General features: G+C 30.1%; 42 protein-coding genes. 10 read left to right on the forward strand and 32 right to left on the reverse strand.

All coding sequences use genetic code 11. The features are described from left to right. Positions 1-288 precede the first annotated feature (288 nt). The 26 genes from F594_RS0108460 to F594_RS0108595 all read right to left on the reverse strand — a co-directional run bounded on the left by F594_RS0108460 (position 289) and on the right by F594_RS0108595 (position 16061). Positions 289-513: a DUF1871 family protein gene (locus F594_RS0108460; RefSeq protein ID WP_019035271.1), complete on the reverse strand. Its 225-nt coding sequence runs from the start codon at positions 511-513 to the stop codon at positions 289-291. Positions 514-555: 42 nt separating this feature from the next. Further along, positions 556-759 (reverse strand): hypothetical protein, encoded by a 204-nt coding sequence (locus F594_RS0108465; protein ID WP_019035272.1) that lies wholly within the window; start codon positions 757-759, stop codon positions 556-558. Further along, positions 756-2714 (reverse strand): minor capsid protein, encoded by a 1959-nt coding sequence (locus F594_RS0108470; RefSeq protein WP_019035273.1) that lies wholly within the window; start codon positions 2712-2714, stop codon positions 756-758. The genes F594_RS0108465 and F594_RS0108470 overlap by 4 nt, the downstream gene beginning before the upstream one ends. Next, the gene (locus tag F594_RS0108475) at positions 2692-4044 is read right to left on the reverse strand and encodes a phage portal protein (protein ID WP_019035274.1); all 1353 of its coding nucleotides are present in this window, start codon (positions 4042-4044) and stop codon (positions 2692-2694) included. Before F594_RS0108475 ends, F594_RS0108470 begins: the two co-directional genes overlap by 23 nt. After that, the gene (gene terL / locus F594_RS09340; RefSeq protein ID WP_051080770.1) at positions 4037-5209 is read right to left on the reverse strand and encodes a phage terminase large subunit; all 1173 of its coding nucleotides are present in this window, start codon (positions 5207-5209) and stop codon (positions 4037-4039) included. The genes F594_RS0108475 and terL overlap by 8 nt, the downstream gene beginning before the upstream one ends. A 48-nt stretch (positions 5210-5257) precedes the next feature. Further along, positions 5258-5449, reverse strand: a complete 192-nt coding sequence (locus F594_RS09845) for a hypothetical protein (RefSeq protein WP_211208589.1) — start codon at positions 5447-5449, stop codon at positions 5258-5260. Positions 5450-5459: 10 nt separating this feature from the next. Then, entirely contained in the window at positions 5460-5876 is a 417-nt protein-coding gene (locus F594_RS0108490; RefSeq protein ID WP_019035275.1) for a terminase small subunit, read from the reverse strand. A gap of 153 nt (positions 5877-6029) precedes the next feature. Next, a complete protein-coding gene (locus F594_RS09395) occupies positions 6030-6548 on the reverse strand; it encodes a hypothetical protein (protein WP_019035276.1) in 519 nt (172 codons plus the stop codon). Next, positions 6541-7716 carry an AAA family ATPase gene (locus tag F594_RS0108500; RefSeq protein WP_019035277.1) on the reverse strand — a complete coding sequence of 392 codons (1176 nt, stop codon included), beginning with the start codon at positions 7714-7716 and terminating at the stop codon, positions 6541-6543. Before F594_RS0108500 ends, F594_RS09395 begins: the two co-directional genes overlap by 8 nt. Before the next feature lie 120 nt (positions 7717-7836). Further along, positions 7837-8229: a hypothetical protein gene (locus tag F594_RS0108505; protein ID WP_019035278.1), complete on the reverse strand. Its 393-nt coding sequence runs from the start codon at positions 8227-8229 to the stop codon at positions 7837-7839. A gap of 160 nt (positions 8230-8389) precedes the next feature. Next, the gene (locus tag F594_RS0108510) at positions 8390-8587 is read right to left on the reverse strand and encodes an LSm family protein (RefSeq protein WP_019035279.1); all 198 of its coding nucleotides are present in this window, start codon (positions 8585-8587) and stop codon (positions 8390-8392) included. Continuing rightward, positions 8584-9834 (reverse strand): DNA (cytosine-5-)-methyltransferase, encoded by a 1251-nt coding sequence (gene dcm, locus F594_RS09350; protein WP_019035280.1) that lies wholly within the window; start codon positions 9832-9834, stop codon positions 8584-8586. The genes F594_RS0108510 and dcm overlap by 4 nt, the downstream gene beginning before the upstream one ends. Then, entirely contained in the window at positions 9831-10190 is a 360-nt protein-coding gene (locus F594_RS0108525) for a hypothetical protein (protein WP_019035281.1), read from the reverse strand. The genes dcm and F594_RS0108525 overlap by 4 nt, the downstream gene beginning before the upstream one ends. Continuing rightward, a complete protein-coding gene (locus F594_RS0108530) occupies positions 10187-10636 on the reverse strand; it encodes a hypothetical protein (protein ID WP_019035282.1) in 450 nt (149 codons plus the stop codon). Before F594_RS0108530 ends, F594_RS0108525 begins: the two co-directional genes overlap by 4 nt. A 158-nt stretch (positions 10637-10794) precedes the next feature. Further along, positions 10795-11019: a hypothetical protein gene (locus F594_RS0108535; protein WP_019035283.1), complete on the reverse strand. Its 225-nt coding sequence runs from the start codon at positions 11017-11019 to the stop codon at positions 10795-10797. Next, the gene (locus F594_RS0108540) at positions 11012-11209 is read right to left on the reverse strand and encodes a hypothetical protein (RefSeq protein WP_169501868.1); all 198 of its coding nucleotides are present in this window, start codon (positions 11207-11209) and stop codon (positions 11012-11014) included. The genes F594_RS0108535 and F594_RS0108540 overlap by 8 nt, the downstream gene beginning before the upstream one ends. 43 nt (positions 11210-11252) lie before the next feature. Beyond that, positions 11253-11636, reverse strand: a complete 384-nt coding sequence (locus tag F594_RS0108545) for a RusA family crossover junction endodeoxyribonuclease (RefSeq protein ID WP_019035285.1) — start codon at positions 11634-11636, stop codon at positions 11253-11255. After that, on the reverse strand, positions 11627-11860 hold the full coding sequence (locus F594_RS0108550; protein ID WP_019035286.1) for a hypothetical protein: 234 nt from the start codon (positions 11858-11860) through the stop codon (positions 11627-11629). The genes F594_RS0108545 and F594_RS0108550 overlap by 10 nt, the downstream gene beginning before the upstream one ends. Before the next feature lie 3 nt (positions 11861-11863). Continuing rightward, positions 11864-12703, reverse strand: a complete 840-nt coding sequence (locus F594_RS0108555) for a DUF4373 domain-containing protein (RefSeq protein WP_019035287.1) — start codon at positions 12701-12703, stop codon at positions 11864-11866. Between the two features lie 67 nt (positions 12704-12770). Next, positions 12771-13640: an exodeoxyribonuclease X C-terminal domain-containing protein gene (locus tag F594_RS0108560; RefSeq protein ID WP_019035288.1), complete on the reverse strand. Its 870-nt coding sequence runs from the start codon at positions 13638-13640 to the stop codon at positions 12771-12773. An 11-nt stretch (positions 13641-13651) separates the two neighbouring features. Then, positions 13652-14197: a host-nuclease inhibitor Gam family protein gene (locus F594_RS0108565; protein ID WP_019035289.1), complete on the reverse strand. Its 546-nt coding sequence runs from the start codon at positions 14195-14197 to the stop codon at positions 13652-13654. Next, positions 14197-14457, reverse strand: coding sequence for a hypothetical protein (locus tag F594_RS0108570; protein WP_019035290.1), 261 nt, complete (start codon positions 14455-14457; stop codon positions 14197-14199). Before F594_RS0108570 ends, F594_RS0108565 begins: the two co-directional genes overlap by 1 nt. Next, the gene (locus F594_RS0108575; RefSeq protein ID WP_019035291.1) at positions 14457-14654 is read right to left on the reverse strand and encodes a hypothetical protein; all 198 of its coding nucleotides are present in this window, start codon (positions 14652-14654) and stop codon (positions 14457-14459) included. Before F594_RS0108575 ends, F594_RS0108570 begins: the two co-directional genes overlap by 1 nt. 115 nt (positions 14655-14769) lie before the next feature. Then, positions 14770-14985, reverse strand: coding sequence for a hypothetical protein (locus tag F594_RS0108580; protein WP_019035292.1), 216 nt, complete (start codon positions 14983-14985; stop codon positions 14770-14772). 91 nt (positions 14986-15076) lie between these two features. Beyond that, the gene (locus F594_RS0108590) at positions 15077-15865 is read right to left on the reverse strand and encodes a phage antirepressor Ant (RefSeq protein ID WP_019035294.1); all 789 of its coding nucleotides are present in this window, start codon (positions 15863-15865) and stop codon (positions 15077-15079) included. Positions 15866-15878: 13 nt separating this feature from the next. Beyond that, positions 15879-16061, reverse strand: a complete 183-nt coding sequence (locus F594_RS0108595; RefSeq protein WP_019035295.1) for a helix-turn-helix domain-containing protein — start codon at positions 16059-16061, stop codon at positions 15879-15881. A gap of 69 nt (positions 16062-16130) precedes the next feature. Between F594_RS0108595 and F594_RS0108600 the strand changes: the two genes are divergently transcribed. Then, positions 16131-16778 (forward strand): hypothetical protein, encoded by a 648-nt coding sequence (locus F594_RS0108600; protein WP_019035296.1) that lies wholly within the window; start codon positions 16131-16133, stop codon positions 16776-16778. Here F594_RS0108600 and F594_RS0108605 read toward each other — a convergent pair. Next, positions 16717-16986: a hypothetical protein gene (locus tag F594_RS0108605; RefSeq protein WP_019035297.1), complete on the reverse strand. Its 270-nt coding sequence runs from the start codon at positions 16984-16986 to the stop codon at positions 16717-16719. The two genes, F594_RS0108600 and F594_RS0108605, sit on opposite strands and share 62 nt — an antisense overlap. Positions 16987-16996: 10 nt before the next feature. Beyond that, on the reverse strand, positions 16997-17185 hold the full coding sequence (locus F594_RS0108610) for a MerR family transcriptional regulator (RefSeq protein WP_019035298.1): 189 nt from the start codon (positions 17183-17185) through the stop codon (positions 16997-16999). Positions 17186-17240: 55 nt separating this feature from the next. Here F594_RS0108610 and F594_RS09670 point away from each other — a divergent pair, with 55 nt between their 5' ends. Then, positions 17241-17408, forward strand: coding sequence for a hypothetical protein (locus tag F594_RS09670; RefSeq protein ID WP_019035299.1), 168 nt, complete (start codon positions 17241-17243; stop codon positions 17406-17408). On the opposite strand, the gene F594_RS0108620 is transcribed toward F594_RS09670, so the two are convergent. Further along, a complete protein-coding gene (locus tag F594_RS0108620) occupies positions 17377-17610 on the reverse strand; it encodes a hypothetical protein (protein ID WP_019035300.1) in 234 nt (77 codons plus the stop codon). The two genes, F594_RS09670 and F594_RS0108620, sit on opposite strands and share 32 nt — an antisense overlap. A 94-nt stretch (positions 17611-17704) precedes the next feature. Here F594_RS0108620 and F594_RS0108625 point away from each other — a divergent pair, with 94 nt between their 5' ends. After that, entirely contained in the window at positions 17705-18010 is a 306-nt protein-coding gene (locus F594_RS0108625; protein ID WP_019035301.1) for a hypothetical protein, read from the forward strand. A gap of 16 nt (positions 18011-18026) precedes the next feature. Here F594_RS0108625 and F594_RS09675 read toward each other — a convergent pair whose 3' ends face one another. Next, complete coding sequence (locus tag F594_RS09675) at positions 18027-18185, reverse strand: hypothetical protein (RefSeq protein WP_019035302.1); 159 nt, start codon at positions 18183-18185, stop codon at positions 18027-18029. A gap of 94 nt (positions 18186-18279) precedes the next feature. Here F594_RS09675 and F594_RS0108635 point away from each other — a divergent pair, with 94 nt between their 5' ends. Further along, entirely contained in the window at positions 18280-18525 is a 246-nt protein-coding gene (locus tag F594_RS0108635) for a hypothetical protein (RefSeq protein WP_019035303.1), read from the forward strand. Here F594_RS0108635 and F594_RS09680 read toward each other — a convergent pair. Both F594_RS09680 and F594_RS0108640 read right to left on the reverse strand, forming a co-directional pair. After that, positions 18481-18747: a hypothetical protein gene (locus tag F594_RS09680; RefSeq protein ID WP_147285950.1), complete on the reverse strand. Its 267-nt coding sequence runs from the start codon at positions 18745-18747 to the stop codon at positions 18481-18483. The two genes, F594_RS0108635 and F594_RS09680, sit on opposite strands and share 45 nt — an antisense overlap. A 23-nt stretch (positions 18748-18770) precedes the next feature. Then, positions 18771-18977 (reverse strand): helix-turn-helix transcriptional regulator, encoded by a 207-nt coding sequence (locus F594_RS0108640; protein ID WP_019035304.1) that lies wholly within the window; start codon positions 18975-18977, stop codon positions 18771-18773. A gap of 123 nt (positions 18978-19100) precedes the next feature. On the opposite strand from F594_RS0108640, the gene F594_RS0108645 reads away from it, so the two are divergent. From F594_RS0108645 to F594_RS0108670, 6 genes are all read left to right on the forward strand, one after another. Continuing rightward, positions 19101-19460, forward strand: coding sequence for a helix-turn-helix domain-containing protein (locus F594_RS0108645; RefSeq protein ID WP_019035305.1), 360 nt, complete (start codon positions 19101-19103; stop codon positions 19458-19460). A gap of 286 nt (positions 19461-19746) precedes the next feature. Further along, positions 19747-20766: an Abi family protein gene (locus tag F594_RS0108650; protein WP_019035306.1), complete on the forward strand. Its 1020-nt coding sequence runs from the start codon at positions 19747-19749 to the stop codon at positions 20764-20766. Between the two features lie 116 nt (positions 20767-20882). After that, positions 20883-21419 (forward strand): ImmA/IrrE family metallo-endopeptidase, encoded by a 537-nt coding sequence (locus tag F594_RS0108655; protein ID WP_036746376.1) that lies wholly within the window; start codon positions 20883-20885, stop codon positions 21417-21419. Positions 21420-21478: 59 nt separating this feature from the next. Next, on the forward strand, positions 21479-22666 hold the full coding sequence (locus tag F594_RS0108660; protein WP_019035308.1) for a tyrosine-type recombinase/integrase: 1188 nt from the start codon (positions 21479-21481) through the stop codon (positions 22664-22666). Positions 22667-22881: 215 nt separating this feature from the next. Then, positions 22882-23811: an L-lactate dehydrogenase gene (locus F594_RS0108665; protein ID WP_004825258.1), complete on the forward strand. Its 930-nt coding sequence runs from the start codon at positions 22882-22884 to the stop codon at positions 23809-23811. A gap of 19 nt (positions 23812-23830) precedes the next feature. Further along, on the forward strand, positions 23831-24226 hold the full coding sequence (locus F594_RS0108670; RefSeq protein WP_004825280.1) for a hypothetical protein: 396 nt from the start codon (positions 23831-23833) through the stop codon (positions 24224-24226). The last annotated feature ends 3 nt before the right edge of the window (positions 24227-24229 follow it).

Below are 24229 nucleotides of genomic sequence, written 5' to 3' on the forward strand. Positions count from 1 at the left end.
TATTCCTACAGATATCATGGCTTTCCTTCTTTCTTTTTCTTTTGTAGTTTCTACCTGCACCATTACACTCTTTTTAGCTTGTGACACGGACGTTTTGCCCAACCTGCTTAACCGAATATGAATAATGAAGAGGTAGCTGACAGTTTTTTTGGCGGATGTTTCAACCCTAAAAGCACCTCGTCATACTACTTCTTCATTATACAAAAATAGTGCAAGATAGGTATTACTTCCTTTCTTACACTATTTATGGTACTAAAAAGCACCCCTAATCTTATTGTCAGCGTGCTTTTAAACTAATAATATTTTTTCTACAATGTCATCTAAGGTCTTCTTATCTTCACTTATATCTTCAAAATCAAATATAGATTCTATAAACTCTGATAAATCTGTTTTAACATTATTTCTCGACACAAAACTCTCTATCTTTTTTATCTCTGTTTCATACTCATTTTCGGGAGCATAAGGAAACAAAGAGTAAGGGTCCCATTGATTTATTATTTTTCTTACATCCATTTTAATCATCACCAAATAACTTTCTAATTGTCAGTGTGTATTTTAATAAAATTTTTTCATAAATTCATCAAAATCATAACCTCTTGACTCTATATCATTTTTGATCATATCAATTACTTCCCAATAGCCTTCATGTCTTCCTCTATTAAAGTCGTTGTCTTCCTCACCTTTATTGTCGTTATTTCTATCTATAATCCTTTTAACTATTGATGCAAGTGTTGATTCAGTCCAATTCCATTCTCTCATCTTTTTTCACCTCTCTTTTTAAGTTCCTCTTCTGCATCCTGTATATTCTTTTTAAAATTTGAAATTTCCTTTTCCCAATGTTTAATACGACCATTTTTAACATCTTCTGAGCTATCTTTCCAATCTTCATAATACTTTTGAGGATTATTTATTTTTTCTTTATGCTTTTCGATGTTCTTTTTATCCGAATTTATTCCCTTTTTAAGTTGAGCATCAGTTTGAATTTCTTTATCTTTATTTGAGAATAACTGTAAATCAAATTCTTTTATATTTCTATTATACCCATTATTAGGGATTAAATCCGCTTTAAAGTAGAATTGACCTTGCTCTTGTCTGACTTCTCTTATAACAAACTTCTGATTCCTAGCAAGTAAAACCTCTTTTTGTTCCATGTCAGCAATATCAAATTCTTTTAAATCTATACCATGAACCCCATTAGGTACATTAAATTCAATTACACATGGCTTTGAGCTTCCAGTAAAGCCTTGAAAATCTAAGGCAATTTCTTTATCTTTTGTTGTAGACATAAAACCTTTATCAATTATTTCTTTACCTTTAATGTGTTTAAGATATTTCTCTAATGTTTCTTGAGCTCTTTTTGAGTCATCTCCATAAATGTAAGCGCTCTTTAAATCATCATAGTCAAAGTCACTTATGTCGCCTATTATTGAGGATATATCAACTGACCTATATAGAGTTTTTTCTTTTACTATTTGACCTTGAGTTGCTTGGTCTAGTTTTTCTAAATATATCTTATCGTCTTCGCTGAGTGGATAATCAGCTATTTCTCCTATGCCTCTAAGTTTGTTATTTATCCACATTCCATCTCCTGAAACATACTCTTCTATAGCTTCATTAGTTTCCGCTTCGGTATACTTAAGTCTTGGTTCTTTTGGCTCATTAGGCATATCACTCCCTTGATTATTGTTTGAAAGTTTTTCAACGTACTTGTCGTACCATTCTTTATAAGTTAAATCCTCAACCCTAATGCTTTTTCCAGTCTCAGGATCTCTTGCCATTCTCGTATTTTCTATCTCAGCTTGAATGTCATCGTTATAATAAGGTACTGTTGTCGAACGGCAATACACATGATAGGGTGGGGCTGTAACTCCTCTTTCATAGTCTTTAACATCAAATACTTTTCCATCTAAGTTCCTACAAATATTAGAAGTTCTTAAATCAAGTGTCGCTACTACTTCATACTTTTCTACTCCCATTCTCTCATACATTGCTTTTCTTGACTGTGAATGTATTGCTGAACTTTCTGTTAAAACAAGTCTTTTAGCATTTGATTTACTAACTTCTAATTTATCAGAAATAACTTTTGTGATTTCATCTGGTCTTTTCCCAGTAATTAAGCCTTGCCTTAAATCTGTATCAAGTGTAGCTAATAACTTATCCTTTCTTTTCCAAATCCTATCAGAAAAGTTTTCCCCGTCATTTGTCCAAGATGTGTTTAAAATATTATTTACAAAGTCTTTGGATAGACTATTTATATTTTTATATCCTGTAATTCTCTGCAGTTCATATAAGTCTTTATAATATGAAGATGTGAAATTATTTGAAAGATGATCAAATAATTTCTTTTGTTCCTCATTTAATAGACTTGCGACCTTTGATTTCATAGACACTTGCATTGCTTGTAGTCTTGATATCCTAACTCTTCTCGAAATTATATCAAGTTCTTGTTCTATATTGGGGCTAATAAATCCTTTTGATGCTTTTCTAAACTCATCAAGACCAGATTTAAAGGATCTAATCTCATATTTATTTAAAAGCTTTTTAGCTTCTGCCATGCTCACATCTTCCATGGCGCTTAATAGTTTAAAGATTTCGCCATCAATGTCTTCTATAGTTCTTTCATAAATTTTAAAAATCTCTTTTACATATTCTTCATCGCTATCAAATACATCCTTTGTTGATTTTATAAATCTATTCTTCCAGTAATCCGTCATAGTCGGACTCCTCTTTCATCTCAAAGCTCTTTTGTTTTATTTCTTCTTCAACATCATTAACCCAAGGATGATGCTTCATTATAGTTTTTTCAGAAATTATGCCTGATGATTTCTGAGCATTTTCTATTGTCGCAGATTCATTAATTAAAATATTTCTATCAAAAGTGAAATCAACTTTTTGATACTTATAACCCTTATAGAAATTATAAAAATAAAGTAGAATATCTAAACTTACTTTAAATTCAGTTTCCATCTCATTGGCATCTAAATCTATATTGGTATAAAGGGATTGAATTGTCATTTGATTTACAGCCTTTTGAAATAAATCTGAATTAGTGTCTACACCCCTTCCTACATCAATAATTGCCCTTCTCAATATCTCTAATAGAGTCTGATAATTGCTAATATCCATGTCAACCTTTAGTGTAGAAACATCAGCATTACCAGTTTGTGAATTTGAGGAGAAGGCAAGTATTCCACTTCTATTTATGCCTTTTCTTATTTCTTTTAAAGATTCTTCGTCATGTCCACCAATATTTTTTAGAACTAAAATTGTATTTCTTGAATCTTCATCCATAGAATCCATGAACTTTGAAAGAATTTGATTTATTGCATCTTGTAAAGTCTTAACCCTATTTAGAAGAGGCTGTTCCTGTTCGTCCATTCTAAAATAAATAAGAGGAATCCTCCCCCAATTTCCTATTTCACCTCCAATAGTAAAATAAGCCTCTCTACTTGTTAAAATCAATTCTCCGTTTTTTTCAATGTATTTATCAATTCCATATAAGTGATAATATTCAACAATTTGTGTTTCATTGTCATCATAATCAACAGAAGTATAAAATCTAATAAAACCACTAAGCCAAGAGTGAAGTTTATCCTCCCATATAGGTATTATTTCAAGAGGGTCAAACTTCATTAATTTGAAATTGCCTTCAAAATCTATATAGGGATAAATATATCCCATATTAGCAAGTAAGGAATCCTTACCAACTGACTTTATAAGCTTATGAAATTTTAAGTCAAATAATTCATTTAATTCTTTTTGATAACTTTTATTTTCAGTATTTACTCCTATAGGTCTTGTTAGTAGATAATTCTTTTTTTGATCTACTAAAACAGAATATAAGTTATTCATTATTTTATTATTAGGTAAATTATTGACTTCTTCTCTCGTCCCTTTTATAGATCCTATAGCTAATCTCTTTTTATCTAATACGTCCTGATTATTATTGTAATACCTATAGCTTGTTAAGATATCCTTGTAATCTTCACTATTCCTATAATCATCTAAAATTTTTCTAATTATTTTTGGAGATATATTATCCAAAATATAAACCTCCTGCCTCTATTATATTTTCTGCAACTCCTGTAGTTGCATCTTGTGCATCGTCGTGTGGATTCTTACCTTCTCTTTGATACTCTTTCATACTGACAAAATACTCATTCCACTTGTTGTGCCAGTTGCTAGGATAATAAATATGTTCCATAACCCAAGTAGCATTACTAAGTATTCTCGCATTCTTGTTATTGGTTTGATGAAATGTTCTTACAATAGTCTTGTGATTTCCAAGCTCTCTCAAGTTTCTTTCAACTTGTCTTGCAAATCCTCTTCCACCATTATTCCCTTCAACAAGAGCATTATTTACTTTGAATTCAGTAAGTCTTTTTGCAACTTCTTTTTCAGTTATCTCCATGTGATCCTTTGTATAATAAACATCTAAAATATAGGCTTCTCTATTTAACACACCATATATAATGTTACAAAGGTAATCATCACCAGTATCTGCAGTGTCACAATAGGATTTAATCTCAGTAAACTTATAGTTACCAAACATATCCTTAGGAATTTCATCATAAGTTTTAAAACTTTTGTATAAAGTTCCCTTTAAATCAATAGGCTCTTGCTGATAATTAGCAAGAGCAATTTCTGGACTCATTGTTTTTGTTTTAATTGTGTAAGACTCATAATTTAAAATATCATCACAAAGCATAGAACCATTATCTTTTATAGCCTTGTATAATATCTGTTTATAACTAATCTTATTTTCATTACAGTGAGAAATAAGCCTGCCAGCCAAGTCCTTTGAATGCCACCTAGTCATAACAACTATTATTTTCCAATCATTTCCCTCTAAACGAGATAACATTGTATCCGTAAACCAAGACCATTGTTTATCTCTATTTAGAGAATTATTAGCTTCACTTGCATTCTTTATTAAGTCATCGATTACAATTATATTTGCACCAAAACCTGTAGCAGTTCCTGTTGGAGAAGTTGCTAAATAATTATTGTTCCCCTTTTCCAAACTCCATAAATTAGCAGCACCATCTCCTTGTTTTATGTTAGTTTGTGGAAAAATATCCGAAAAAATGACTTTATCCTTATCTGCCTTTTTCTCTGTAATAGAATCTCTTACCATTTTAGAAAAAGAAGTAGAAAGAGTTTCATTGTATGATCCAGTCATTATTTTTAAAGAGTTATCATTTCCCAAAAGCCACTGTATAAAATGACCTATTGTAAAAGTCTTACCATGTCTAAGCTAAGGAGGCATATTAACTATGAGAACTTTTTTATCTGACTTTAGAAAACTTTGTAAACTATTACAAAACTCTTTTAAATAACTTCTGCCTTTCTTATAAAACTTTGGAGTTTTAAGTTGGCAGTAATAATAAAAGTCTTTTCTTGCAAGAGCAAGTTTAGCTTGTTTCTTTATCTCATAGTTAATAGCCATAACAAACCTCCTAGTCACTTTTAATTAACTTTCTAAGTTCCTCTACACTCAAACCATCAAAGGGATTATTAGTTTTTATATTCCCTGTGAGATTAATATTTTCAATAAACATACCTTGAACCCTAGCTAATAACTCACTAGTTTTAATTCTGTCCTTTATCTCAACTTTTTCATCTCTAAAAGTCTTAGTCCAGAATTCTTGAATTTCTTTAGCATCGGCAATCTTTTCTTTTTCAATTTTTTTATTGATCTCATTTATATATTCTAAAACAGAAAGCTTTGCAGACTTCGAATTAGGATTTAACCACTCAGCCGCCCTATCTCTTGCTGTGCTTTCAGCAAATCCAGCTTTAATTGCTGACTCAATTATTTTTCCAGTTCTGATGTACTCATCAGCAAACTTTTTATCTCTCGCATTTAATTTCATACACCATCACCTCCAAAATAAATTTGTGCATAACAAAAGAGACCCTACATAAAGGTCTCTTTTATGAATAAATATGAATTTTCTCTGGTAATCATTAACTACATTCTTACATTTTATATACTAACACAGAAAAATCGCACAAAACGCACAAAATTATTTGTTTCTAAATAATCGATTCCCCGTTTGAATTTTTCCTTTTTTAAAATAATTTTTATAAATTTCATTATTACAGTATAGCATATGAAAATTAATGTTGAACTTAGGTTTTTTAGATAAATCACTAACTTTTAAAAATCTTCTTTTAAATTCATTTGCACTATTATTTTTACAGTCAAATAATTTGTAAAGATCATTAAGAGTTTTACACTCGTTCAATGACTCTACCAATTCATCTTCAAAATTTTGATTTTGAATATATATATTAATTTTATTAGCGTTTAGAAGCTCCAGATTGGAATTTATTCTATCTACATTTGTTTTATTTAGAATGTCAGCATCCAAAACAATTGATACACTATTATACATTAAACCTATTATATTTGTATTGAAATCATTTTGAGCTAAATTATGAACTACTATTTTGGCTGGATGTTTTAACTTACTTTTAAAATCTTTAAAAAACTTTTCTTCTGTATTTCCCTCAACAATTATTAGATTCTTTAAGTTACTCATCTAAATTTCTCCATAAATCATCTAGTTCAGGATATGTTTCAAAATAATTATTTTGTACGTATAGTTTTAAGTTCCTATCATTTTTGTTTAATTTCTTTTCAGGGTTAACAACACCAATAACACCATCATTTCTGGTAAAGAAAGTATAAGAATGAATAGGAACGTTTAAATCTAATACATTTTCATTATGAGTTGTTATAAAAATTTGGGAATCTTTATTAGATTCAATAAGCTTTAGAATTAAGTCATTACTTAATTCAGTGTGCATATATGCCATTTGTTCATCTAAATAAACCGTCCCTGGAAATGAGTTAAGATTTTTTAAAATATAACTCATTTCAATAGCTTCAATCGTTCCTTGAGATAGCCTGTTGTCCTTAATGTTTTTCGGGTTAGATTCCTCTACTAAAACTCTTTCTCCGTTTTTAAATACAATATAATAATCATCCTCTTTAATATTGTCGTTATCTTTGTTATTAAGACTTGTGGATTCAATCGTTCTTATTGAATCTATAGAATTATCTATAATTTTTAATATTTTTTCAGTCTCTTTCAATAACTCATCTGATATATTCGGATTAATTGAATTTTCTGTAAAAGAAGCAAACCTAAAATAATAAGCAAAGTTTTTTGTAAAAAATAGTTTAAAATCAGACTTTTCTTCTTCAAAAAATGAGTCAATTACTTTTGATATTATCAATTTATCTTTTTCAAAAGAGTATACGTCGTTAGATGTTTCAATCGAAGGCTCTTTCTCTAAATATTTTTTGTGGCTATCTAAATTTTTAGATTTTCTTAGTTTCGTATATTTTAACTTTTCTATATATTTGTTTTCTTTTACCTCTAACAAATAATTAAATAAATATTTACCTTCTACAAATAATATTTCACAGCTGGAATCCATTTTTTTATCGTAAATTTTTTTTATTATAGAACTTGGCCTGCCTAATAATAAATTTTCCATTTCACAAATAACTTTACCAAAAGTAGTTTTCCCCGTGGCATTGCCACCCATTATTATATTTAATTTTTTATATTTTATATTAGGTGCACATTTTATCCTTTCATTGCCAACTATACTTTCACCTTGTAGTCTATCAATAGTAAAATCAATCTCAAAGTTATTAAACATACAAATATTATCAATTTTCATATTTAACAAAATCATAACTCACACCTCCATATTTTTTCATTACACAAATTCCAGTTTTTGGAATTTATCCTTATTTAATTATAAATTTAAAATTTAAAAAAGTCAAAGATTTATGCTAAAATTTTAGCATAAATCTTAAAAATATCTATTATGAATCATTCTTGCATAAGACTCGTTTGAACTTCCTAATTGTCTAGATATATATACCCAACTCTTACCCTCAACATATCTGAGTTGAAAAACAAGTCTAGTCCTTGAGTCTTCAATGTTATTAATAAAATTTTCAATATCAACCTTTAACTTTTTACACTTCTCAATTCTATAAAATAACTTTTCTCTTAATTTTTTTATGTAAAGAGAATCCTCAACCCCTTGAATTTTTAATTCATACTGAGTATAAGGAAACTCTCTTTGCGAAGATTGAACTTTATCAGTAACAATTTTACCTTCATAATTTTTTATTTTATTTTCAAGTTCTTTGATTTCAATAAGTAAATATCTATACTGTAAAAGTTCTTTTTTTGTCATTAATATCTCCTGTAACAATAAATATAATCTTGCCAAATTTCTACATAATAGCCACGATTTTTATAATAATTTACAATTTTTATTTTATCCCTAATTGTTTTGTAGGGAATTAATAAACATGTCTGCATTCATCAAAGGCCCTCTATAAGTTCTTTTATATTCATTCTCCCACCTTCATAGATTTAATGTGACTACTTCTAAACCAGTGATTGTCACGCCCATTTTCTTCTTGTTTACAGTGGTAATACCCTTCTTCATAACAAGTTCCTTTTTCTAATATCCCTATATACTCATCTCCATCTTGGCATTTAACCTTTACTCTTTTTCCTAAAAACCTCTCAACTACTGATTTTCTCATTCTTCCACCTCTCGTTCCATTTCTTTTAATTCTCGACCTATTGCTTGTATTACATTAACTGTTACTGCGTTTCCAGCTTGTTTATATAATTGAGTATCTGAAGTTCCTGCTTCTTTTGCTTTTTCAAAGGTCCAATCTGGAAATCCTTGAAGCCTCCAGCACTCTTTAGGTGTCAATCTTCTAATCCTATACTCCTTACCATTCCAATCTAGTGTTCCCATATTTCCACTAGCTGTTAGGGTATTAGAAACTCGATCTCCAACTCTTCCTCTTCTTGTTTTACTTTCGGGGTAGGCTAGGTTTGTTCCGTCACCTGGTTTAGCTTCTTGATATCCTTTCTTTGTGCAATTCCTTATTTTGACTGTGTTGTCTTTTTCTCCAATTATCACTCCATGTCTATCTTGTGCTGTTAATGTAAACATAGGCTCGCCATCTGTCTTATATCGTCTGCCATTTTGTCTTTTGTTTGCTCTATCTGGTGTTAATATAGGTATTGCATAAAGACCAGTCTTAGCGCCTTGACCGCCGCCATTAGCTGATAGGGTACAAGATAATCCTTTTGAGGAATAGACCCTATTCCCTTGTGTTGTTCCTCCAGCAATCCTTAGTATCTTCGACTCACTCTTAATATATGTTTCTCCTCCGCTCCCTCTATATCTTGTAGGTACTGTTGTTGCGTATTCATTCCCATAATCTTTTTCGCTTGCTCTTTTGAGAGGAAAAATTTCTCGTCCACTTCCTTCTCTAAGATATCCTGTAATATAGACCCTTTCTCGGTTTTGTGGAACTCCAAAGTCTTTAGAGTTAAGCAATTGCCATTGCGTGTTATACCCAAGGGCATCCAGCGTATTGATGATGGTTTCAAATGTTTTTCCTTTGTCGTGCGATAATAAGCCTTTGACGTTTTCAAAGAGAAAAAACGGTGGTTTTGCTTGTTCAAGGATTTTGGCAAGATAGAAGAACATTGTTCCTCTAGTATCTTCAAATCCCTTTCTATGTCCTGCGATGCTGAATGACTGACAAGGAAATCCTCCTGCAAGTAGTTCGAATTTTCCTCTAAGTTCTGTAAAATCTTCAATTTCTGTTATATCCTTTCCTTCATACTCATCTTCTTTTATATCGTAAATTGCCTTATAGCTTTTTAAAGCGTGGGTATCTCTTTCAATGTGTCCTATACAAGTGTGTCCAGAATTTTCTAATCCCATTCTGAAGCCACCTATTCCACTAAAAACATCTAAGAAATTCATTCTTCCACCTCAAAAATCATTGGTATTTGCACAAAATACTTTGCACTATCATTTGGGAAGTTTGTATCAAGTAAGCCACCCACATAAAAAGGTGGTTCAACAATTTTCCCATCTCTGAACCACAGGCAAGCTCCCATGTCTTCGTGCCACTCTTCTTGCTTTCTCAAAGTTAAAGCGTCTTCCAATTTTCCGAGCCTATTAATCGCTATCCAGTGTGCAAAAAACACATCATAATCACGATACAATCCAATCAAATCTTGTCCTTTAAGTGTCTCAAGCGTAAAATCTCCACCTACTGATTGACTTGTCATCTTTTTATTTTCCCACTCTGTAGGGTCTTTCCTAAATTTTCTCATTCTTCCACCTCAATAATTTCAACTGCAAAATCTCTATATTCTTCCGGTATGTGGATTAAGTCTTTTTCCTTCCATGTTTGTCTTAATTCCGTATTTCTTACATGAGGAAAAAAGTTCCCTTGGTGTGTTAGGAATAGTTGCTCTCCATTGCTTGTTTTTAGGTGAGGTAGGGGGATATTGTATATCTTACTATCTTCTCTTTCAGGTATTGGTGTACTTGCAAATTTATATATAACATCTAATAAATCTTGCCTTAGTCTTTCTTCCAGTTCTAAAAAATCAAGATATTTTGTGTCGATAAAACATCTCTCTGATTTATTAATAGCAGCTAGAATTTTAGTGTCACTTTCAATATAGAAATCAAAATCATCTTCTACAACTTTAAAATCTTTGTCATTATAAAAACCTATACTGTCTATTGCTTTTTTAAATTCTGAAATTTTCATTCTTCCACCTCCATTTTTATTCGTAAAAACCCTAACAAAACTTAACATTTTAATTTTTCAAGCCTTCTTCGTTTTTCTTCGTTTTTCTTCGTTTTTCTTCGTTTTTCTTCGTTTTTCTTCGTTTTTCTTAGTTCTATAAAAACACCGATAAAAACCGATTATTTACATTCCAAACTAAAACCATGAAGTTTAAGCCAAACAGCAGAATTTTCCCAACCATCTAATTTTCTTGCAACAATAAGTTTGTGCATAGAAGCTTTAACTATTTTCATAGGCGGTATATAAACATCAGGATTATATTTCTTAGCAAATTTAATTAACTTAATTGGATTTCTAGTTATAATTGTGCTCTCTAATTCTTTTATATATTTTTCTTTATTCATTTACGCTACCTATCTCATTTAACCTATTTAAAATCATTTTTCCATCCAGTCCGGTAATAAAATAAAAATATTCAGACAAGAAGAATGAAATTACCTCATCAAGACTAACAAAACTACATTGACGAGAGAAAGAAATTTTTTTACCAGCAATCAATCTATTGTAATCTTCAATTGCTTGGTTTACCACCATTCGTATGAGGTCTAAGTAGGGATCTTTACTTCGTAATTCTTTTTCATTGACCATTTTTACTCACCACCTCTTCTAAAAAAATTTCCACTCTTGGATTTACCTTGTCATATAGCACCCTAGAACCATCATGAGAAACAATAATCTTAGAATTATCATCAGCTATCACATGACCAGCGACAAGAATATCACAAGTAGCTTCCAGGAGATTAACAAGATCAACCCTGTGCCTTGTAGGCATGTAATAAAGGCATTTCAAGTTATATTTACCATCAAGTTTTAATTTATACTTGCCAGTAATCTGCAATAAACACTCTTTCTCGTACTTTTCATAAGCCTTTGAAGGCAGGAGTTTATGATAATTTCCGCACTTAACAATCCTGGAAGAATTTTTCTTAGTAATAGGTCTGCCATATAAAATTAAATGCACTCCTCTACCTCCCCGATATCTTTAAGACTTGTAACAATTACAGAATTAGCCTTTGAATCCTCAAGCTCAACAAAATATTTGTATTTTCCCTCTTCAGCTCTCAAAATAACAGCACTTAAAAGCATAGGTTCATAATTTTCCTCACTCAAATTATTTAAACTAACGCCTGTAAATTTCACAAAGCCAGAATTTTTTAAAATAATTTGAGCCCTTTTAATATCCATAAATCACCTCAAATCATACTTCTCATAAGCTTCTTCTCTTTTTTTGCGTGCTACATCCTCAAGTTCATCAGAAGTGTAAGAGTCAGTAATTCCCTGGAAATTGTGAAAAGAATTTTTATTTTTAGTTTTATAAGTCTTGTAATCTCCCCTTGAAATTTTTAAAAGAAAATCATCACTAGCCTTGTTTAAATCTATATTTTCTCTAATCCATGTACTTTCTTTAATTTTTTCAAGAAATAAATTTAAATCATACTTCTCTTTGATTTTAGAGAGAGCCTGAAGAGTTATTTTGTGTTTTAAGGCATTATTAAATAAAGCTAAGTTATTATATAACTCTCTCTCTTTACTTTTCTTTTCTTTTCTTTCCTTTTCTTTCCTTTGTGTACTTTTGCTTACAATAACCCCAGTTTCTGCAACATTAACCCCAGTTTCTGCAACATTAACCCCAGTTTCTGCAACATTAATTAACAATAACTCACTAATAACATGTATATTTTTTCTTCTTTTTGTAATTTCAAAAAATCTTTTTTGAATACCTTTTGAGGTTAACACTTTATATTTTTCAAATAATTCACAATCAAATAATCCAACCTGCAAACATTTCTTGACTGTTTCATCGACATACACTTCTTTAACACCAATCTCATCAGCAATTAAAAAACATATATCTTCATTCCACCTCATGAAATACCCTTCATCTTTATAGATATTTCCAAGCAGAAAAACAATAATTGCCACACTACTAGGCCCGCAAGCTTTAATTACTCGTTTTATTTTTAAATCATTTAAAAAATCTACATTTAATGGATAATAATCTATTCCTTTTATAATTGGTCTTGCCATAACATTCTCTTTTCAAGCCTTAGAACCCTTTTACAAGTTCTAAGGCCCAAATCATTATTTCAATTAATTAAAATGGAAGATCATCTTCATCGGGAAACGGTCTATCTTCATCTATAAATTTATTGGCCTCAGAATTAGCATTATTATTTACAGGGCTTACAGGATGTTCATTTGTATTTCCTTCATTTGCTTCGTTTAAAAGTTTATTTGCCCCTTCTTTTAATATTGGATCCTTGGCATTATCAGCAAGCCATTTAATATATGATTTATCCTTAGCAAATATTTCTCCAAGTAATTGTCCCTTATATTTGCCAAAACTAACCTTAAATCTACCTGCATCATCAGAAGACATATTTTCTAATTGCTCTTTTTGGTTAAAGTTTTTAATGTCTTCCATATCTTGAGTAAATACTTCAGATAGCGAAGCAACAGTTAAACTAGCATCTACTTGAGCCCTTTTCTTTGCCATTTTTAAAATAGTATTAACTTGACTATAAATTTCATCATTTTCTACTCTCACTCTTCCATATTGATTAGATTTTAAAGAATTAGGATCTATTCCTACTGGAACATCTTCAGGCTTTACCCATCTATATCTATATTTATCTTCCTTACTATTGCAATTACCAAGACCCTCAGTAATTTTTATTCCGTTTTTAGATAAAACACATCTTACAGTATAGGCAAAAACACCCTTGCTCCAATCTTCAACCCTATCAATAATTTCATATTCACTGGTAAGACCAAACATCATTAAAATTTTTTCTGCACCAGGTTTCAAAAGCGTAGGCTTCCCTGTTCCTGGTATTGTGTCATAATCTTGCCCACCTCTTAAAGCTCCCTTTATAGCCGTTTGTATTCTTGCAACTTTACTAAGAGTTGTGGAAACATCTTCGATTTCTACAGTATCAACAAGTTTCATTAATTCATTTTCCATAATTTATCTCCTTAATATTTAACATTAAAATTCCTAAATTCAGAACTTACAATACCCTCAACAATTTCGCCATTTTCATCAACAGCAAGACCATTTGAACCAGTTAATTTTTTCTTAAAATCAGTCTTTTTAATAGACTTCTTAACCTCAATAAAATCATAAAGTTCATTATCCTCAAGAAACTCTAAAACCTTATTCTCATCAACCCATTCAAACTTAGTTTGTAATTTTCCATAAGAAGCAGAACCAACGGCAGTTTTTAATTTAAACTTAGGATCTTCTTCCATTCTCTTATTAACATAAGCCTCTAAAAGACCTTTAAAATATGCCTCATCATCATCTAGCTTTTTAATTTCTTTCTCGAGATACTCTTTATATTCATCAATTATATTTTTGACATAGGCAGTTTGCTCTTCCTTAATCTTTTTAATCTGTCCCAACTTTCTAAAACACCAGTCGCAAGCAGATAAAGAATCAACAACAAACTTTTCTCTTACCTCTTCCTTTTCTTCTTCTGTCTTATCAAAATCCTCTTCAATAGTTAATAAATTCTCCATCAATAAACCCTCCTTCTATCTCCATTTTCAATTTTATCTATTACACTTTGTAAATATTCGTTAGCCTCTTCATAGGGATAAGCATCAAATCTTTTTTTTCTGTGATTCTTCATCATCAAATTCTTATAATAAGTTTCTGAAAGAATAGGTCTAATCTCTTCTCTAGCATCACAAGAATTTAATTTATAAGAAATCTTGAAAAAGAAATCCTTAGATTCTTTTGTAACCATAATATATGAAACCAATCCTACATAATTCATTAAAAATCACCATCCATAACATATTCACTCGCAATCATCTCAGCCCTATTAATAGCAGAACTTAATCTTTCAATCTTCTTTAAAATATCTTCCTTGTTTTTTATAAGCTCCTCATTATTTTCATCTCCTGCTAATAAATATTCAGCATAAGCCAATTCGTCAACAGTATTTTTAAATTCTCTTTCAATATTTGTCATTTTCAAAACTCCTTTATTTGTGATATAATAAAGGCAAGATAATAATTCTTAAGTCCTTGAGTTTTAGTCGACCTGGGACTTTTTTCTTGCCCTCATCTAGTTTAAATCTCTAACCTCAACCAAAACAAACCCATCCTAAACAAAAACTGATATATGTTCCTAAAACACCTAAAATCGTGTAAAGCATAATCTTAATGCCCCTAATAGTATTTCTTTTTCTCCTACTTTTTTCTAAGAGAGCCGCAGTTTTTTTCCTTAACTCTTCAGTTTTTTTAGTCTGATTCTTAAGATAATTTCTTCTAGTAATTAGAATTTTCATTTCCTCAGTCATTTTTTACTCCCTTTCCTCTTTAAATTTGTCTACCAAAAGCTTTATAAAAGCTTCCCAGTCAGCTTGGTTGTCACTATATTCGATGGCAACTTCAAAATTCTTGTCCATAACTACCTCCTAAAAACTTATTAGTAAAATAAATCTGTCCTTTACCAGTCATCTTCGTTGTCGTAGTTGTCCTGATACTGCCATCAGGATTGTTGATGACTCTTACCTTGGTTTCAAAAAGTCCTTGCTCCATAGACTTTTGTGTTGGCTGGTTTCTTCTTTCTCCAGTTTTACACAAGTAACCTTGGTTTCTTAAAGTGTCAAACAGTCTATTCTGTCCCATATTTGGTAAGCCGTTTTGTTTTAATCTCTTTGCAAACTCGCCTATAAGGATTGAGTTCTCGGCTACTTCGCAGGAATCCGAGAATAAAACCTTAGGTTTATTCCTTTCATTTTCTTCTTCAGCTAAAATTCTTCTTTGTTTTTCCTCTTTTAGAGTTGTTGCAAGCTGTATCAAGTAGTCCGGGTCTGTAAGAGTCCTTTCAATGACTGTTTCTGTCATGTATGCTCCGTGTTTTCTGATTGTTGGTAGCACTTCGGACGTAACCCATCTTTTAAATTCTTTGGCTTTTTTCATTTTTGATGAAAAGATTAGGGAGTATAGACCAGATTCATTTATGATCGGTGTTTTCTGATTTCTTCCTATGGAGTCCTGAATTGGGATTTCATCTCTATCCTCATAATCTATATGGTCTTGTATTGCTTTAGTAGGTCTTGAATACTCTAATATTTCTGCAACGTCTTTACCTACAAACCAAGGTTCGTTATTTTCATCTATTATTGTTCGGACTTTTCCAAACTCTTTATTTTCAAAAATTCTTAAATCATTCATTTTTGCTCCTTTCTTACTCGTAAATCTCCCACCAATTAATCTCTAAGACTTCTCCTATCTTCTTAGCTATACTTACTGGCAATTCCCTTCTTCCGTTTTCATAGTGTCCGTATCTAGCCTCTTTAATTCCTATTAACCTTGATAGTTCTCTTGCAGTTAAACCTTTATTTTCTCTAATTTCTTTTAATTTTTTCATGTTTTATCCTCTTGTCATTAAATACTACATTTTGTATAATTGATTAAAATTAAGCTAAAGGAGATATTTATGGATTTAGAAAAATATTTAAAACAATATAGTAAATATCAAAATCAGATAGATTTACTTTCAAATCATTATTCCAAAATAGATGAAGCAATCCGCAAAATTGACCAAATCCAGAAAATAGAGAATTTAACATCAGCTGAATATATGCTCAATATCCAAGATCACATAAATATGGTGAATAACTTTTTAGCCTCTTATGATGCAATTAATAATTGTGCTAGATTTCATGAGCAATTAAACATCGCAAACAAACTCGCTTTAATTAATAGCAATATTGAGAAAATACAGAGCGTGCAATCCTTAATTGAAAAAGTTAATTTGCAAAATTATTCAAATGTACTTTTTGATTTTAAGATTCGAGAAATTTTAAAATCTTATAATGATCTTGAAAATTTATTGGATGACACTCCATCAGCCCCTATAGAAGTCCAAGATACTAAGGTTAAATTAAACGAGCTCCTAAACTTAAAAAAATTAATTACTATAAAGAATGTTTTGGCATTAATAACTTTTCTATTACCTATTCATAGTATGTTGTTGATTTTCTATCCAGAACTTAGAGGAGAATCTGAACGTATCCATAGTCTTATTTCTGAACTCGTAGCAGTTGTCTTATTATGGTCTGCAAATAAATCAAGCAAAGATTAAAGAAAAACTGAACATTTATATCTCCTAATAACTGCTTAGCATAATCAGGATCATAATTTGAATTTTCAACAAGCCTTATTCTTCTTTCAAACTCATCAATACTAGGTATATTAAGGACTTGTAAAAAAACTCCAGACATAAGCTCGTCTTTTAAACTTTTCTTGATTTTTTCTATAGCATCCTTAATTTCTTCTCTTTCTTTTTCCATTACTTACTCCTTATAGTTTTATTCCTTGCCTTGAATATTTAGCCAACCAGTCAACAACCTCTTCTTTTATAAAAAGTAACCTGTTGCCATTCCTGAGCTTTGGAAAATCAGAATATTTTTTCGCCATAGATCTTATTTTGTGCTCACCTATCGGAATTTCCCTGGCGAGTTCTTTAGCTGTCATTAATGTAGCTTCCATGTTCTCACCTACCTTTATTTTAAATTTGCTATAATCATCTCAAGGAGGTGATTATATGTCAGAAGAACTAATACAAACTTACAAACAATTAAAATATCTAATTAACTACCAAGAAAAATCACTTGATAAAAATCAAAAACTTCTTGTAACGACCAATAAAACCGTTGTTTCTAAAATATCCTACTTAGAACCTAATCTTCTAATTCTATCTGGAATAGATTGAGAAACTCTTGAACCAGCTCAAGACGCAGTTCATTATGCAAATCTAAAAATTCACTTGGAAATTGTCTTAGCCAAGCAGGGCGATCAATCAAAAATGCCGAACAGAATTGGATTTTTAGGCTCAGCTCAAATTGATTAATTAATTTTTCAAGATTTTGGTTCATTTGTTCCAGCAAGTGAACCATTTCTCTTTCATCCTTCATCTTCCACCTCCTAATTTAATTTTCTTAACTCACTAAATTCATCTTCAAGAATCAACACCACCATCTGTTATACTTACAGTAAGGAGGTGATTTTATGATTCAATTTACAAACTTTGAAGATTTTAAATTAATGCTATCAAAATTAGAGATTAATAATAAAACATTCTTAATTTATGGATATAAAGAAGAAACTTATCCAAATATTTACTTTGAAGATTCCGTAAAAGACCATGTTTTATTTAAATTCCTAATAATATCAGACTTAGGTTATTTCTACTTCATTGAAAAATATAGCAATGACGAAATAGAAAAAATAAATGAACTAAACAGAGTTTTAGATAAAGAAATGATAATTAATAAAAACTTTAATCTTTCTAATGAAAATAAAATTATTATTTAGCTCTATGACGGATCAGCTATATTACATGATTTAGCTGGTCCATATTATTTACAATTTCAATTATCAGATTTAAAACTAATACCTTGTCACTTAAATTTTCGCAATTGTTATATAAATCAGTCGCTTCTTTAAGAAGATAACTCCCCAACTTATTTTTAAGCTTTTCTAAATCCATCTTCCACCTCCTAATTTAATTTTCTTAACTCACTAAATTCATCTTCAAGAATCAACACCACCATCTGCTATAATTGCAGTAAGGAGGTGATCAAATGTCTTACTCTCATAAAATTCAAAATCAAATCCTAAAAAAGTGCTATGAAAATTACCTGAAAAGTGGGATTCCATCAGGTGAGTTTATTTTTGGATTCGATAACAACATCAGGCAAGACTGGTTTGATACATTAGACGAAATGTATTTAAACTCATATATAAAACCTGGCTACAAAGCCTTAGGTATGAGTAGACTAACATTAACCGAACTTGGACTTGAACTTGCCGAAGAATCTTTTAAATAGAATTTTTAAGTCAAAACCAATGGATTTTACGATATTTATAATTGTGAAATCCATTATTTGCTCTTGCCTAAATTTCACAGGAACACTCTCGTCATTAATTCTTTTAAACATATCTACAACCTTAATTGATAAACCTTTTTTTCTGACATAAATATGATAAATTTCGTCATTTATATAAATCCTGATTCCCTTGGCACTATAATCAGTATTAAATAATCTCATCAATACCACCTCCTAATTTAATTTTAAGTACATTTTGTACAGTTAGAGTGTAAAAAAATATCATCTATTCCATAACCAAGAGCATTTGCTATTTTTTGTGCTACTTGTAAAGATGGATTCCTTTCTTCATTCTCAATAAAACCAATATATTTAGGTGTAACACCTACTAAATTAGCCAACTCTAACTGAGTTAGGTTTTTTTCAATTCTCTTATCTTTAACTTTATTCAAAATATCACCTCAAATCTCTTTATGTACATAGTGTACAGTACAAAATGAAGAATGTCAATAGATTTTTTAAAAAATTTATTGTATAATGTACTCACAGTACAGAAACAAGAAAGAGAGTAAGTTATGGAAGGTAAAATTCTTAAACAATTAAGAGAATTACATAATATGACACAAAAAGAATTAGCAGATAAAGTAAAAGTAACTCCGAAGGCTATATCTTTTTATGAATTAAATCAAAGAGAGCCTTCAAACGAGCTATTAAAATCTTTTTCACAAATATTTAATGTGTCTGTGGATTATTTATTGGGCAACTCATATATTCCAAAAACCCAAGAAACCAAATCTAAAGCTGAAGAATTAGAAGAAGACTTCCCTGAAGGAGTATCTGTACTATATAGAGCAAACAAAAACCTCACACCCGAACAAAAAGAAGTCATGCTAAGGATGATAAAAGCAACTTTCTTTGATGGTGAAGATAAGTAAGACATTTATTATATGCATAACATTGTGCATTTCAATGTGCATTTTTGACTTGTGATTGTTGTGTCTATAACCATATTTAAGATAATTTAAATTTTTAGACCTGTTTGCTTGTGCATTTAATTGTGCATATCAATGCATTTTTTATTAAGATATTATTATTTTAATTAATAGTTTACAAAATAGAAGTTAATGGTATAATTAAATTAACAATAAGACTGAGTAGGGTTTCTACTCGACCATTAGGACTTCCGTTTTGGAAGTCCTTTTGTGTTATATAGGAGTTTATATGAAGCCATTTAAAACAATTGATGAGCAAATAGAAATTTTAAAAAACAGACATCTTAAATTTATAAATGAAGAAGCTGCAAAATCTAATCTTATATCTTATGGCTACTATGAAATAGTAAATGGATATAAGGACTATCTTCTTATCTCTTCAAATCCAGATATTTTTAAAGACGGCTCTACTTTTGAACATCTTTTTTCCTTATATACTATGGATAAAGGCTTTCAAGAAGCTGTCGTTAATGCTGCATTAGAGTTTGAATTAATATTGAAGTCTGCTATGAGTTATGTTATTGCTGAAACATATTCTTCTGATCAAAATAAATATTTAATAAAATCAAATTACAAAACGGGTAAAGTTAGACAAAATAAAGATGGTACTAAATACTTTGAAATTGATTCTACATTTATAAAATTCAATAAAATAATAAATGATGAAATAGAGCCATTTAAGCACTACAGATTAGTACACCAAAATACACCTCCTTGGATATTGTTTAAGGGTGCCACTCTTGGAAATATGATGCACTTTTTTAAACTTCAAAAAAGAGATGTTAAAGATAAAGTCATAAGTATAGTATTCGATATTCCTTTAGAAATTATAAAAACTGATAAAGATAACACTATTAGAAATCTTTTTTCAGATTTATTATCATTAGCATTTAAATTTAGAAATAGATCTGCACACTCTGGAAGGATTTATAACTATAAAGCTGAGAATACATCTGTAAGGTATAATCAAATTTTACACGGAAGAATGAATATTGACGAAGCTCTATATAGAAATGGTTTTGGTATGAATGATTTGTATACTTTGCTTTGTGGATTTACTTTTTTAAAAAATAGACTTATATCTGTTAAATTTTCCGTTAACTTGCAGTATGCTCTTAACAAGCACTTAGAGTTATACCCTGAAGATACAGTTGATTTAATTGAATGCATAGGATATCCAAACTATAATTCTGAAGATTCAGCTGACTCTATATTCAATAAAATATTTTTTAATAAAAATAACTATTGATAAATTAATATTAAGAAAAAATATATGGGATTTATTCCCTATATATTTTTTAATTTTAAAAGAACAAAGGTTTTTAAATGAATGTATTAAATTATTATCTACGCTATTCCGTAAGCATGGCAAATTACGTGTACAAAAAAATTACATACGAAGAAAGATTACTACCGATAATGGTTGAAGATATTATTAAATATAGACCCGATATAAAAATAGTAAAAGATGATCTGCTGGGCTTGGATGGATATAGCATTTACAATAAATATACTAAAAAATATATTATAGCTCTTGATGATGTGAATTTTGATTTAAGTCGACAAAGATTTACCCTTGCTCATGAACTTGGCCATATCTTTTTAAAACATCACACCAAATACAAATATTTGAACAGTTATGTAAAAGAAAAATCAGCAAATGCCTTTGCAGGAGAACTGTTAATGCCAAGAGAAATTATGTATAAGACCGCTAAGTTTCCTGCTAATTATATTTCAGGTCTTTATGGAGTTAGTTGTGCAGCTTATAAGAGAAGAAAAGAATTTTTAGATGAAATTGATAATTTTAGTAAAAAAAATGAAGATGAAAAGTTTTTGCCTTTTGAAGATTTAATCAAATATACAAAGCACTCTTTATTTTTAAATAAATATAATTTGTTGTAAATGTTAGCTAAAGGCCGTACCCTTCGCAGGTACGTGGATTGAAATATGAGGTGAAAAAAATGAAAGAAAAAAATCCAAATGGTTTAGGTAGTCTTACCTATAGAATGGTTAATGGAAAAAAATATTGGACTGGTCGTGTTTCATTAGGACAAGACTTGGAAGGTAAGTTAGTTAGAAAGTCATTTTCTAGCTACAAAAAATATGAAGTCATAGAAAAAATGCAAAAGGCATTAGGTCAAACAAATATTGCTGGCTTTACTACCTCTGGGGATAAATCTCTATCTGAATTTATTTCTTATTGGCTATACAATATAAAAGTTAAGGAAATAAAAAGCACAACTATAGCCAGATATCAAAGCCTTTTAAATCTTCATATAGCACCTTATCCTTTTTCAAGAACTAAGGTAGGAGATATTACTATCTTGAATTTACAAAACTTCATAAACCTACTTGCTGATGATGAAAAAACATCAATTAATACTGTAAAAGATACACTGGCCTTAATTAAAAACTTTCTTGACTACACAATAATTCTAGGAATCTTCCCCACAAACCCTGCCGAATATGTAAAGGTCCCCAAAAAGAATAAAACTGGAAATTCGGGCAAATATAGATTTTTTACCGCTGATGAACAAAAACTTTTAATAAATAATTTAGATCTTGAAGATCCTGTAGAACAAAGCCTTTATATAGATTTCTTGACAGGTCTACGAAGAAATGAACTAAGGGGACTTAGGTGGAAAAATTACTCTGACGGAATCTTAACGATAGAACAGCAACTTAGAAGGTCTTATACTTTTGAAAAAGATGGAACAAGAAAATTAAATAAAAATACTACCCAAGACCTGAAAACTGAAAACTCATATAGAACTGTCGCTCTTCCAAAAATTGCCGATAATCTTTTACAAAAACTAAAAATAAAATCCTATGAAAAACATTTAAGGCTTGGTCAACCCTTTAAAGATGATGCCTTTATATTTTCTGATGATTTTTTACAACCCATCGAAGAAAAAAGATGCAATAGGAGATTACAAGCAATATGTAGAAAAATAGGCATAGAACCTAGACCCCTACATTCCATAAGGCACTCTTATGCCACTAGGCTTTTTGAAGCCGGAGTTGATATAAAAACAGTACAAAAACTAATGGGCCATAGTGACTATAAAACTACTCTTAATATTTATGTACATGTAATGGATGATGAAAAAGAAAAGGCAGCCGCCGTCTTAGATAAAATGTATAATTAAATTGCGTTACCAACTCGTTACCAACTTTTACAAAATTCAATAAAATAAACGTTGAAATGTAGCCATTATATAATAATTGGTTTTACTTCCTCTTTCCCGCACCATATTTTTATTCGGTTATTCCGAATTTTTTTTTGCCCTTTTTTCTTACTCTATATATTAACTTAATTTACATATGTTATAATGAAACAAACAATATATTTAGGGAGGAAATTATGAAATTAGGTATTGTTGGGGCTGGCTTTGCCGGTGAAATTATTGCCTATACTGCTGCTATGAAAGGTCTTTGTCAAGAGATTTATTTTGTTGATATTAATGAAAAGAAGGCTATTTCTCAAGCTATGGACATAAATGACGCAAGGTTTTATTATCCAAATGATGTTAAGTCATATTCTTGTGACTATGAGGGTCTTTATGAGTGTGATATTATTGTTTTAACTTCTGGTGGCATTCCTGAAACTTCTGATAGATTAGATGAATTAAAGACTAACAAAAAAGTTGTGAGTCAATATACAAAAAGAATTGTTGATAGCGGATTTAAAGGAATTTTTATTGTTGTTTCTAATCCTTGTGATATTATGGCTTATCTTGTGAAAAAAGTTTCTGGTTTTGAATCTTCTAGAGTTATTGGTGCTGGAACTGCACTAGATTCTTCAAGGGCTAATAGTCTTCTTTCTAAAATCACAGGTATCAGTGCAAAATCTATAAATGCTATTGTTATGGGTGAGCATGGTGAGAGTCAATTTATCCCTTGGTCTCAAGTTAAAATTGCTGGTCTAAGTTTTTATGATTATAAGAATAAATATAAAGACCAATTTATTAATTTCAAGGAAGATGATTTTGAAGATCAAGTCAGAAAACGTGGATGGGAAATTTATTTAGGCAAATCTTCTACTCAATATGGAATAGCTAATACTATAAATGCCATTATTTCTGCAATTGTTCATGATGAAAATAAAGTGATAAATGTTTCTGCAATGTTGAATGGTCAATATGGTCTTGATGATTTATATATTTCCACTCCCTGTTTAATTAATAAAAATGGAATCGAAAAGATTTTTGAACTTCCCTTGGAAGCTTGCGAATTAAAAAAATTAAATAAGGCTGCAGAGCTTATTAAAAGTTACAATAAAGCCTTAGTATAGGTTGATAGAAAGGTTAATTATGAAAGAAAAATTTAGAAAATTCATGGCTGGTCGATATGGTGTTGATTCCTTTGGCAAATTTTTGCTAATTCCTATGTTGATACTCTTAATTTTAGGAAATATTTACAGAAATTCTTTTCTAAATTTTGGAGTTTTATTAATTCTAATTTATTCTTACTACAGAATGTTATCTAAAGATATTTCTAAAAGATATAGGGAAAATCAAAAATTTTTGGAACTTACTAAACCTATCACTAAAAAATTTAATTCTTTAGCTGTAAGATTCAGGGACAGAAAGGACTATAAATATACTGCTTGCCCCTACTGTAATTTACAGATGCGTATTCCAAGAAATAAGGGAAAAGTTATTGTAAGATGCAAAAGATGTAAAGAAAAATTTGAATTTAGAACATAAAAG

It is taken from the genome of Peptoniphilus lacrimalis DSM 7455, assembly GCF_000378725.1.
GTDB lineage: Bacteria > Bacillota > Clostridia > Tissierellales > Peptoniphilaceae > Peptoniphilus_A > Peptoniphilus_A lacrimalis.

What these genes read in the sequence shown, in the direction of transcription:
- F594_RS0108460 (WP_019035271.1), bottom strand. Translation starts at nt 513, where the DNA reads ATGGATGTAAGAAAAATAATAAATCAATGGGACCCTTACTCTTTGTTT.
- F594_RS0108465 (WP_019035272.1), bottom strand. Translation starts at nt 759, where the DNA reads ATGAGAGAATGGAATTGGACTGAATCAACACTTGCATCAATAGTTAAA.
- F594_RS0108470 (WP_019035273.1), bottom strand. Translation starts at nt 2,714, where the DNA reads ATGACGGATTACTGGAAGAATAGATTTATAAAATCAACAAAGGATGTA.
- F594_RS09845 (WP_211208589.1), bottom strand. Translation starts at nt 5,449, where the DNA reads ATGGCTATTAACTATGAGATAAAGAAACAAGCTAAACTTGCTCTTGCA.
- F594_RS0108490 (WP_019035275.1), bottom strand. Translation starts at nt 5,876, where the DNA reads ATGAAATTAAATGCGAGAGATAAAAAGTTTGCTGATGAGTACATCAGA.
- F594_RS09395 (WP_019035276.1), bottom strand. Translation starts at nt 6,548, where the DNA reads ATGAGTAACTTAAAGAATCTAATAATTGTTGAGGGAAATACAGAAGAA.
- F594_RS0108500 (WP_019035277.1), bottom strand. Translation starts at nt 7,716, where the DNA reads ATGATTTTGTTAAATATGAAAATTGATAATATTTGTATGTTTAATAAC.
- F594_RS0108505 (WP_019035278.1), bottom strand. Translation starts at nt 8,229, where the DNA reads ATGACAAAAAAAGAACTTTTACAGTATAGATATTTACTTATTGAAATC.
- F594_RS0108510 (WP_019035279.1), bottom strand. Translation starts at nt 8,587, where the DNA reads ATGAGAAAATCAGTAGTTGAGAGGTTTTTAGGAAAAAGAGTAAAGGTT.
- dcm (WP_019035280.1), bottom strand. Translation starts at nt 9,834, where the DNA reads ATGAATTTCTTAGATGTTTTTAGTGGAATAGGTGGCTTCAGAATGGGA.
- F594_RS0108525 (WP_019035281.1), bottom strand. Translation starts at nt 10,190, where the DNA reads ATGAGAAAATTTAGGAAAGACCCTACAGAGTGGGAAAATAAAAAGATG.
- F594_RS0108530 (WP_019035282.1), bottom strand. Translation starts at nt 10,636, where the DNA reads ATGAAAATTTCAGAATTTAAAAAAGCAATAGACAGTATAGGTTTTTAT.
- F594_RS0108535 (WP_019035283.1), bottom strand. Translation starts at nt 11,019, where the DNA reads ATGAATAAAGAAAAATATATAAAAGAATTAGAGAGCACAATTATAACT.
- F594_RS0108540 (WP_169501868.1), bottom strand. Translation starts at nt 11,209, where the DNA reads ATGGTGGTAAACCAAGCAATTGAAGATTACAATAGATTGATTGCTGGT.
- F594_RS0108550 (WP_019035286.1), bottom strand. Translation starts at nt 11,860, where the DNA reads ATGGATATTAAAAGGGCTCAAATTATTTTAAAAAATTCTGGCTTTGTG.
- F594_RS0108555 (WP_019035287.1), bottom strand. Translation starts at nt 12,703, where the DNA reads ATGGCAAGACCAATTATAAAAGGAATAGATTATTATCCATTAAATGTA.
- F594_RS0108560 (WP_019035288.1), bottom strand. Translation starts at nt 13,640, where the DNA reads ATGGAAAATGAATTAATGAAACTTGTTGATACTGTAGAAATCGAAGAT.
- F594_RS0108565 (WP_019035289.1), bottom strand. Translation starts at nt 14,197, where the DNA reads ATGGAGAATTTATTAACTATTGAAGAGGATTTTGATAAGACAGAAGAA.
- F594_RS0108570 (WP_019035290.1), bottom strand. Translation starts at nt 14,457, where the DNA reads ATGAATTATGTAGGATTGGTTTCATATATTATGGTTACAAAAGAATCT.
- F594_RS0108575 (WP_019035291.1), bottom strand. Translation starts at nt 14,654, where the DNA reads ATGACAAATATTGAAAGAGAATTTAAAAATACTGTTGACGAATTGGCT.
- F594_RS0108580 (WP_019035292.1), bottom strand. Translation starts at nt 14,985, where the DNA reads ATGACTGAGGAAATGAAAATTCTAATTACTAGAAGAAATTATCTTAAG.
- F594_RS0108590 (WP_019035294.1), bottom strand. Translation starts at nt 15,865, where the DNA reads ATGAATGATTTAAGAATTTTTGAAAATAAAGAGTTTGGAAAAGTCCGA.
- F594_RS0108595 (WP_019035295.1), bottom strand. Translation starts at nt 16,061, where the DNA reads ATGAAAAAATTAAAAGAAATTAGAGAAAATAAAGGTTTAACTGCAAGA.
- F594_RS0108600 (WP_019035296.1), top strand. Translation starts at nt 16,131, where the DNA reads ATGGATTTAGAAAAATATTTAAAACAATATAGTAAATATCAAAATCAG.
- F594_RS0108605 (WP_019035297.1), bottom strand. Translation starts at nt 16,986, where the DNA reads ATGGAAAAAGAAAGAGAAGAAATTAAGGATGCTATAGAAAAAATCAAG.
- F594_RS0108610 (WP_019035298.1), bottom strand. Translation starts at nt 17,185, where the DNA reads ATGGAAGCTACATTAATGACAGCTAAAGAACTCGCCAGGGAAATTCCG.
- F594_RS09670 (WP_019035299.1), top strand. Translation starts at nt 17,241, where the DNA reads ATGTCAGAAGAACTAATACAAACTTACAAACAATTAAAATATCTAATT.
- F594_RS0108620 (WP_019035300.1), bottom strand. Translation starts at nt 17,610, where the DNA reads ATGAAGGATGAAAGAGAAATGGTTCACTTGCTGGAACAAATGAACCAA.
- F594_RS0108625 (WP_019035301.1), top strand. Translation starts at nt 17,705, where the DNA reads ATGATTCAATTTACAAACTTTGAAGATTTTAAATTAATGCTATCAAAA.
- F594_RS09675 (WP_019035302.1), bottom strand. Translation starts at nt 18,185, where the DNA reads ATGGATTTAGAAAAGCTTAAAAATAAGTTGGGGAGTTATCTTCTTAAA.
- F594_RS0108635 (WP_019035303.1), top strand. Translation starts at nt 18,280, where the DNA reads ATGTCTTACTCTCATAAAATTCAAAATCAAATCCTAAAAAAGTGCTAT.
- F594_RS09680 (WP_147285950.1), bottom strand. Translation starts at nt 18,747, where the DNA reads ATGAGATTATTTAATACTGATTATAGTGCCAAGGGAATCAGGATTTAT.
- F594_RS0108645 (WP_019035305.1), top strand. Translation starts at nt 19,101, where the DNA reads ATGGAAGGTAAAATTCTTAAACAATTAAGAGAATTACATAATATGACA.
- F594_RS0108650 (WP_019035306.1), top strand. Translation starts at nt 19,747, where the DNA reads ATGAAGCCATTTAAAACAATTGATGAGCAAATAGAAATTTTAAAAAAC.
- F594_RS0108655 (WP_036746376.1), top strand. Translation starts at nt 20,883, where the DNA reads ATGGCAAATTACGTGTACAAAAAAATTACATACGAAGAAAGATTACTA.
- F594_RS0108660 (WP_019035308.1), top strand. Translation starts at nt 21,479, where the DNA reads ATGAAAGAAAAAAATCCAAATGGTTTAGGTAGTCTTACCTATAGAATG.
- F594_RS0108665 (WP_004825258.1), top strand. Translation starts at nt 22,882, where the DNA reads ATGAAATTAGGTATTGTTGGGGCTGGCTTTGCCGGTGAAATTATTGCC.
- F594_RS0108670 (WP_004825280.1), top strand. Translation starts at nt 23,831, where the DNA reads ATGAAAGAAAAATTTAGAAAATTCATGGCTGGTCGATATGGTGTTGAT.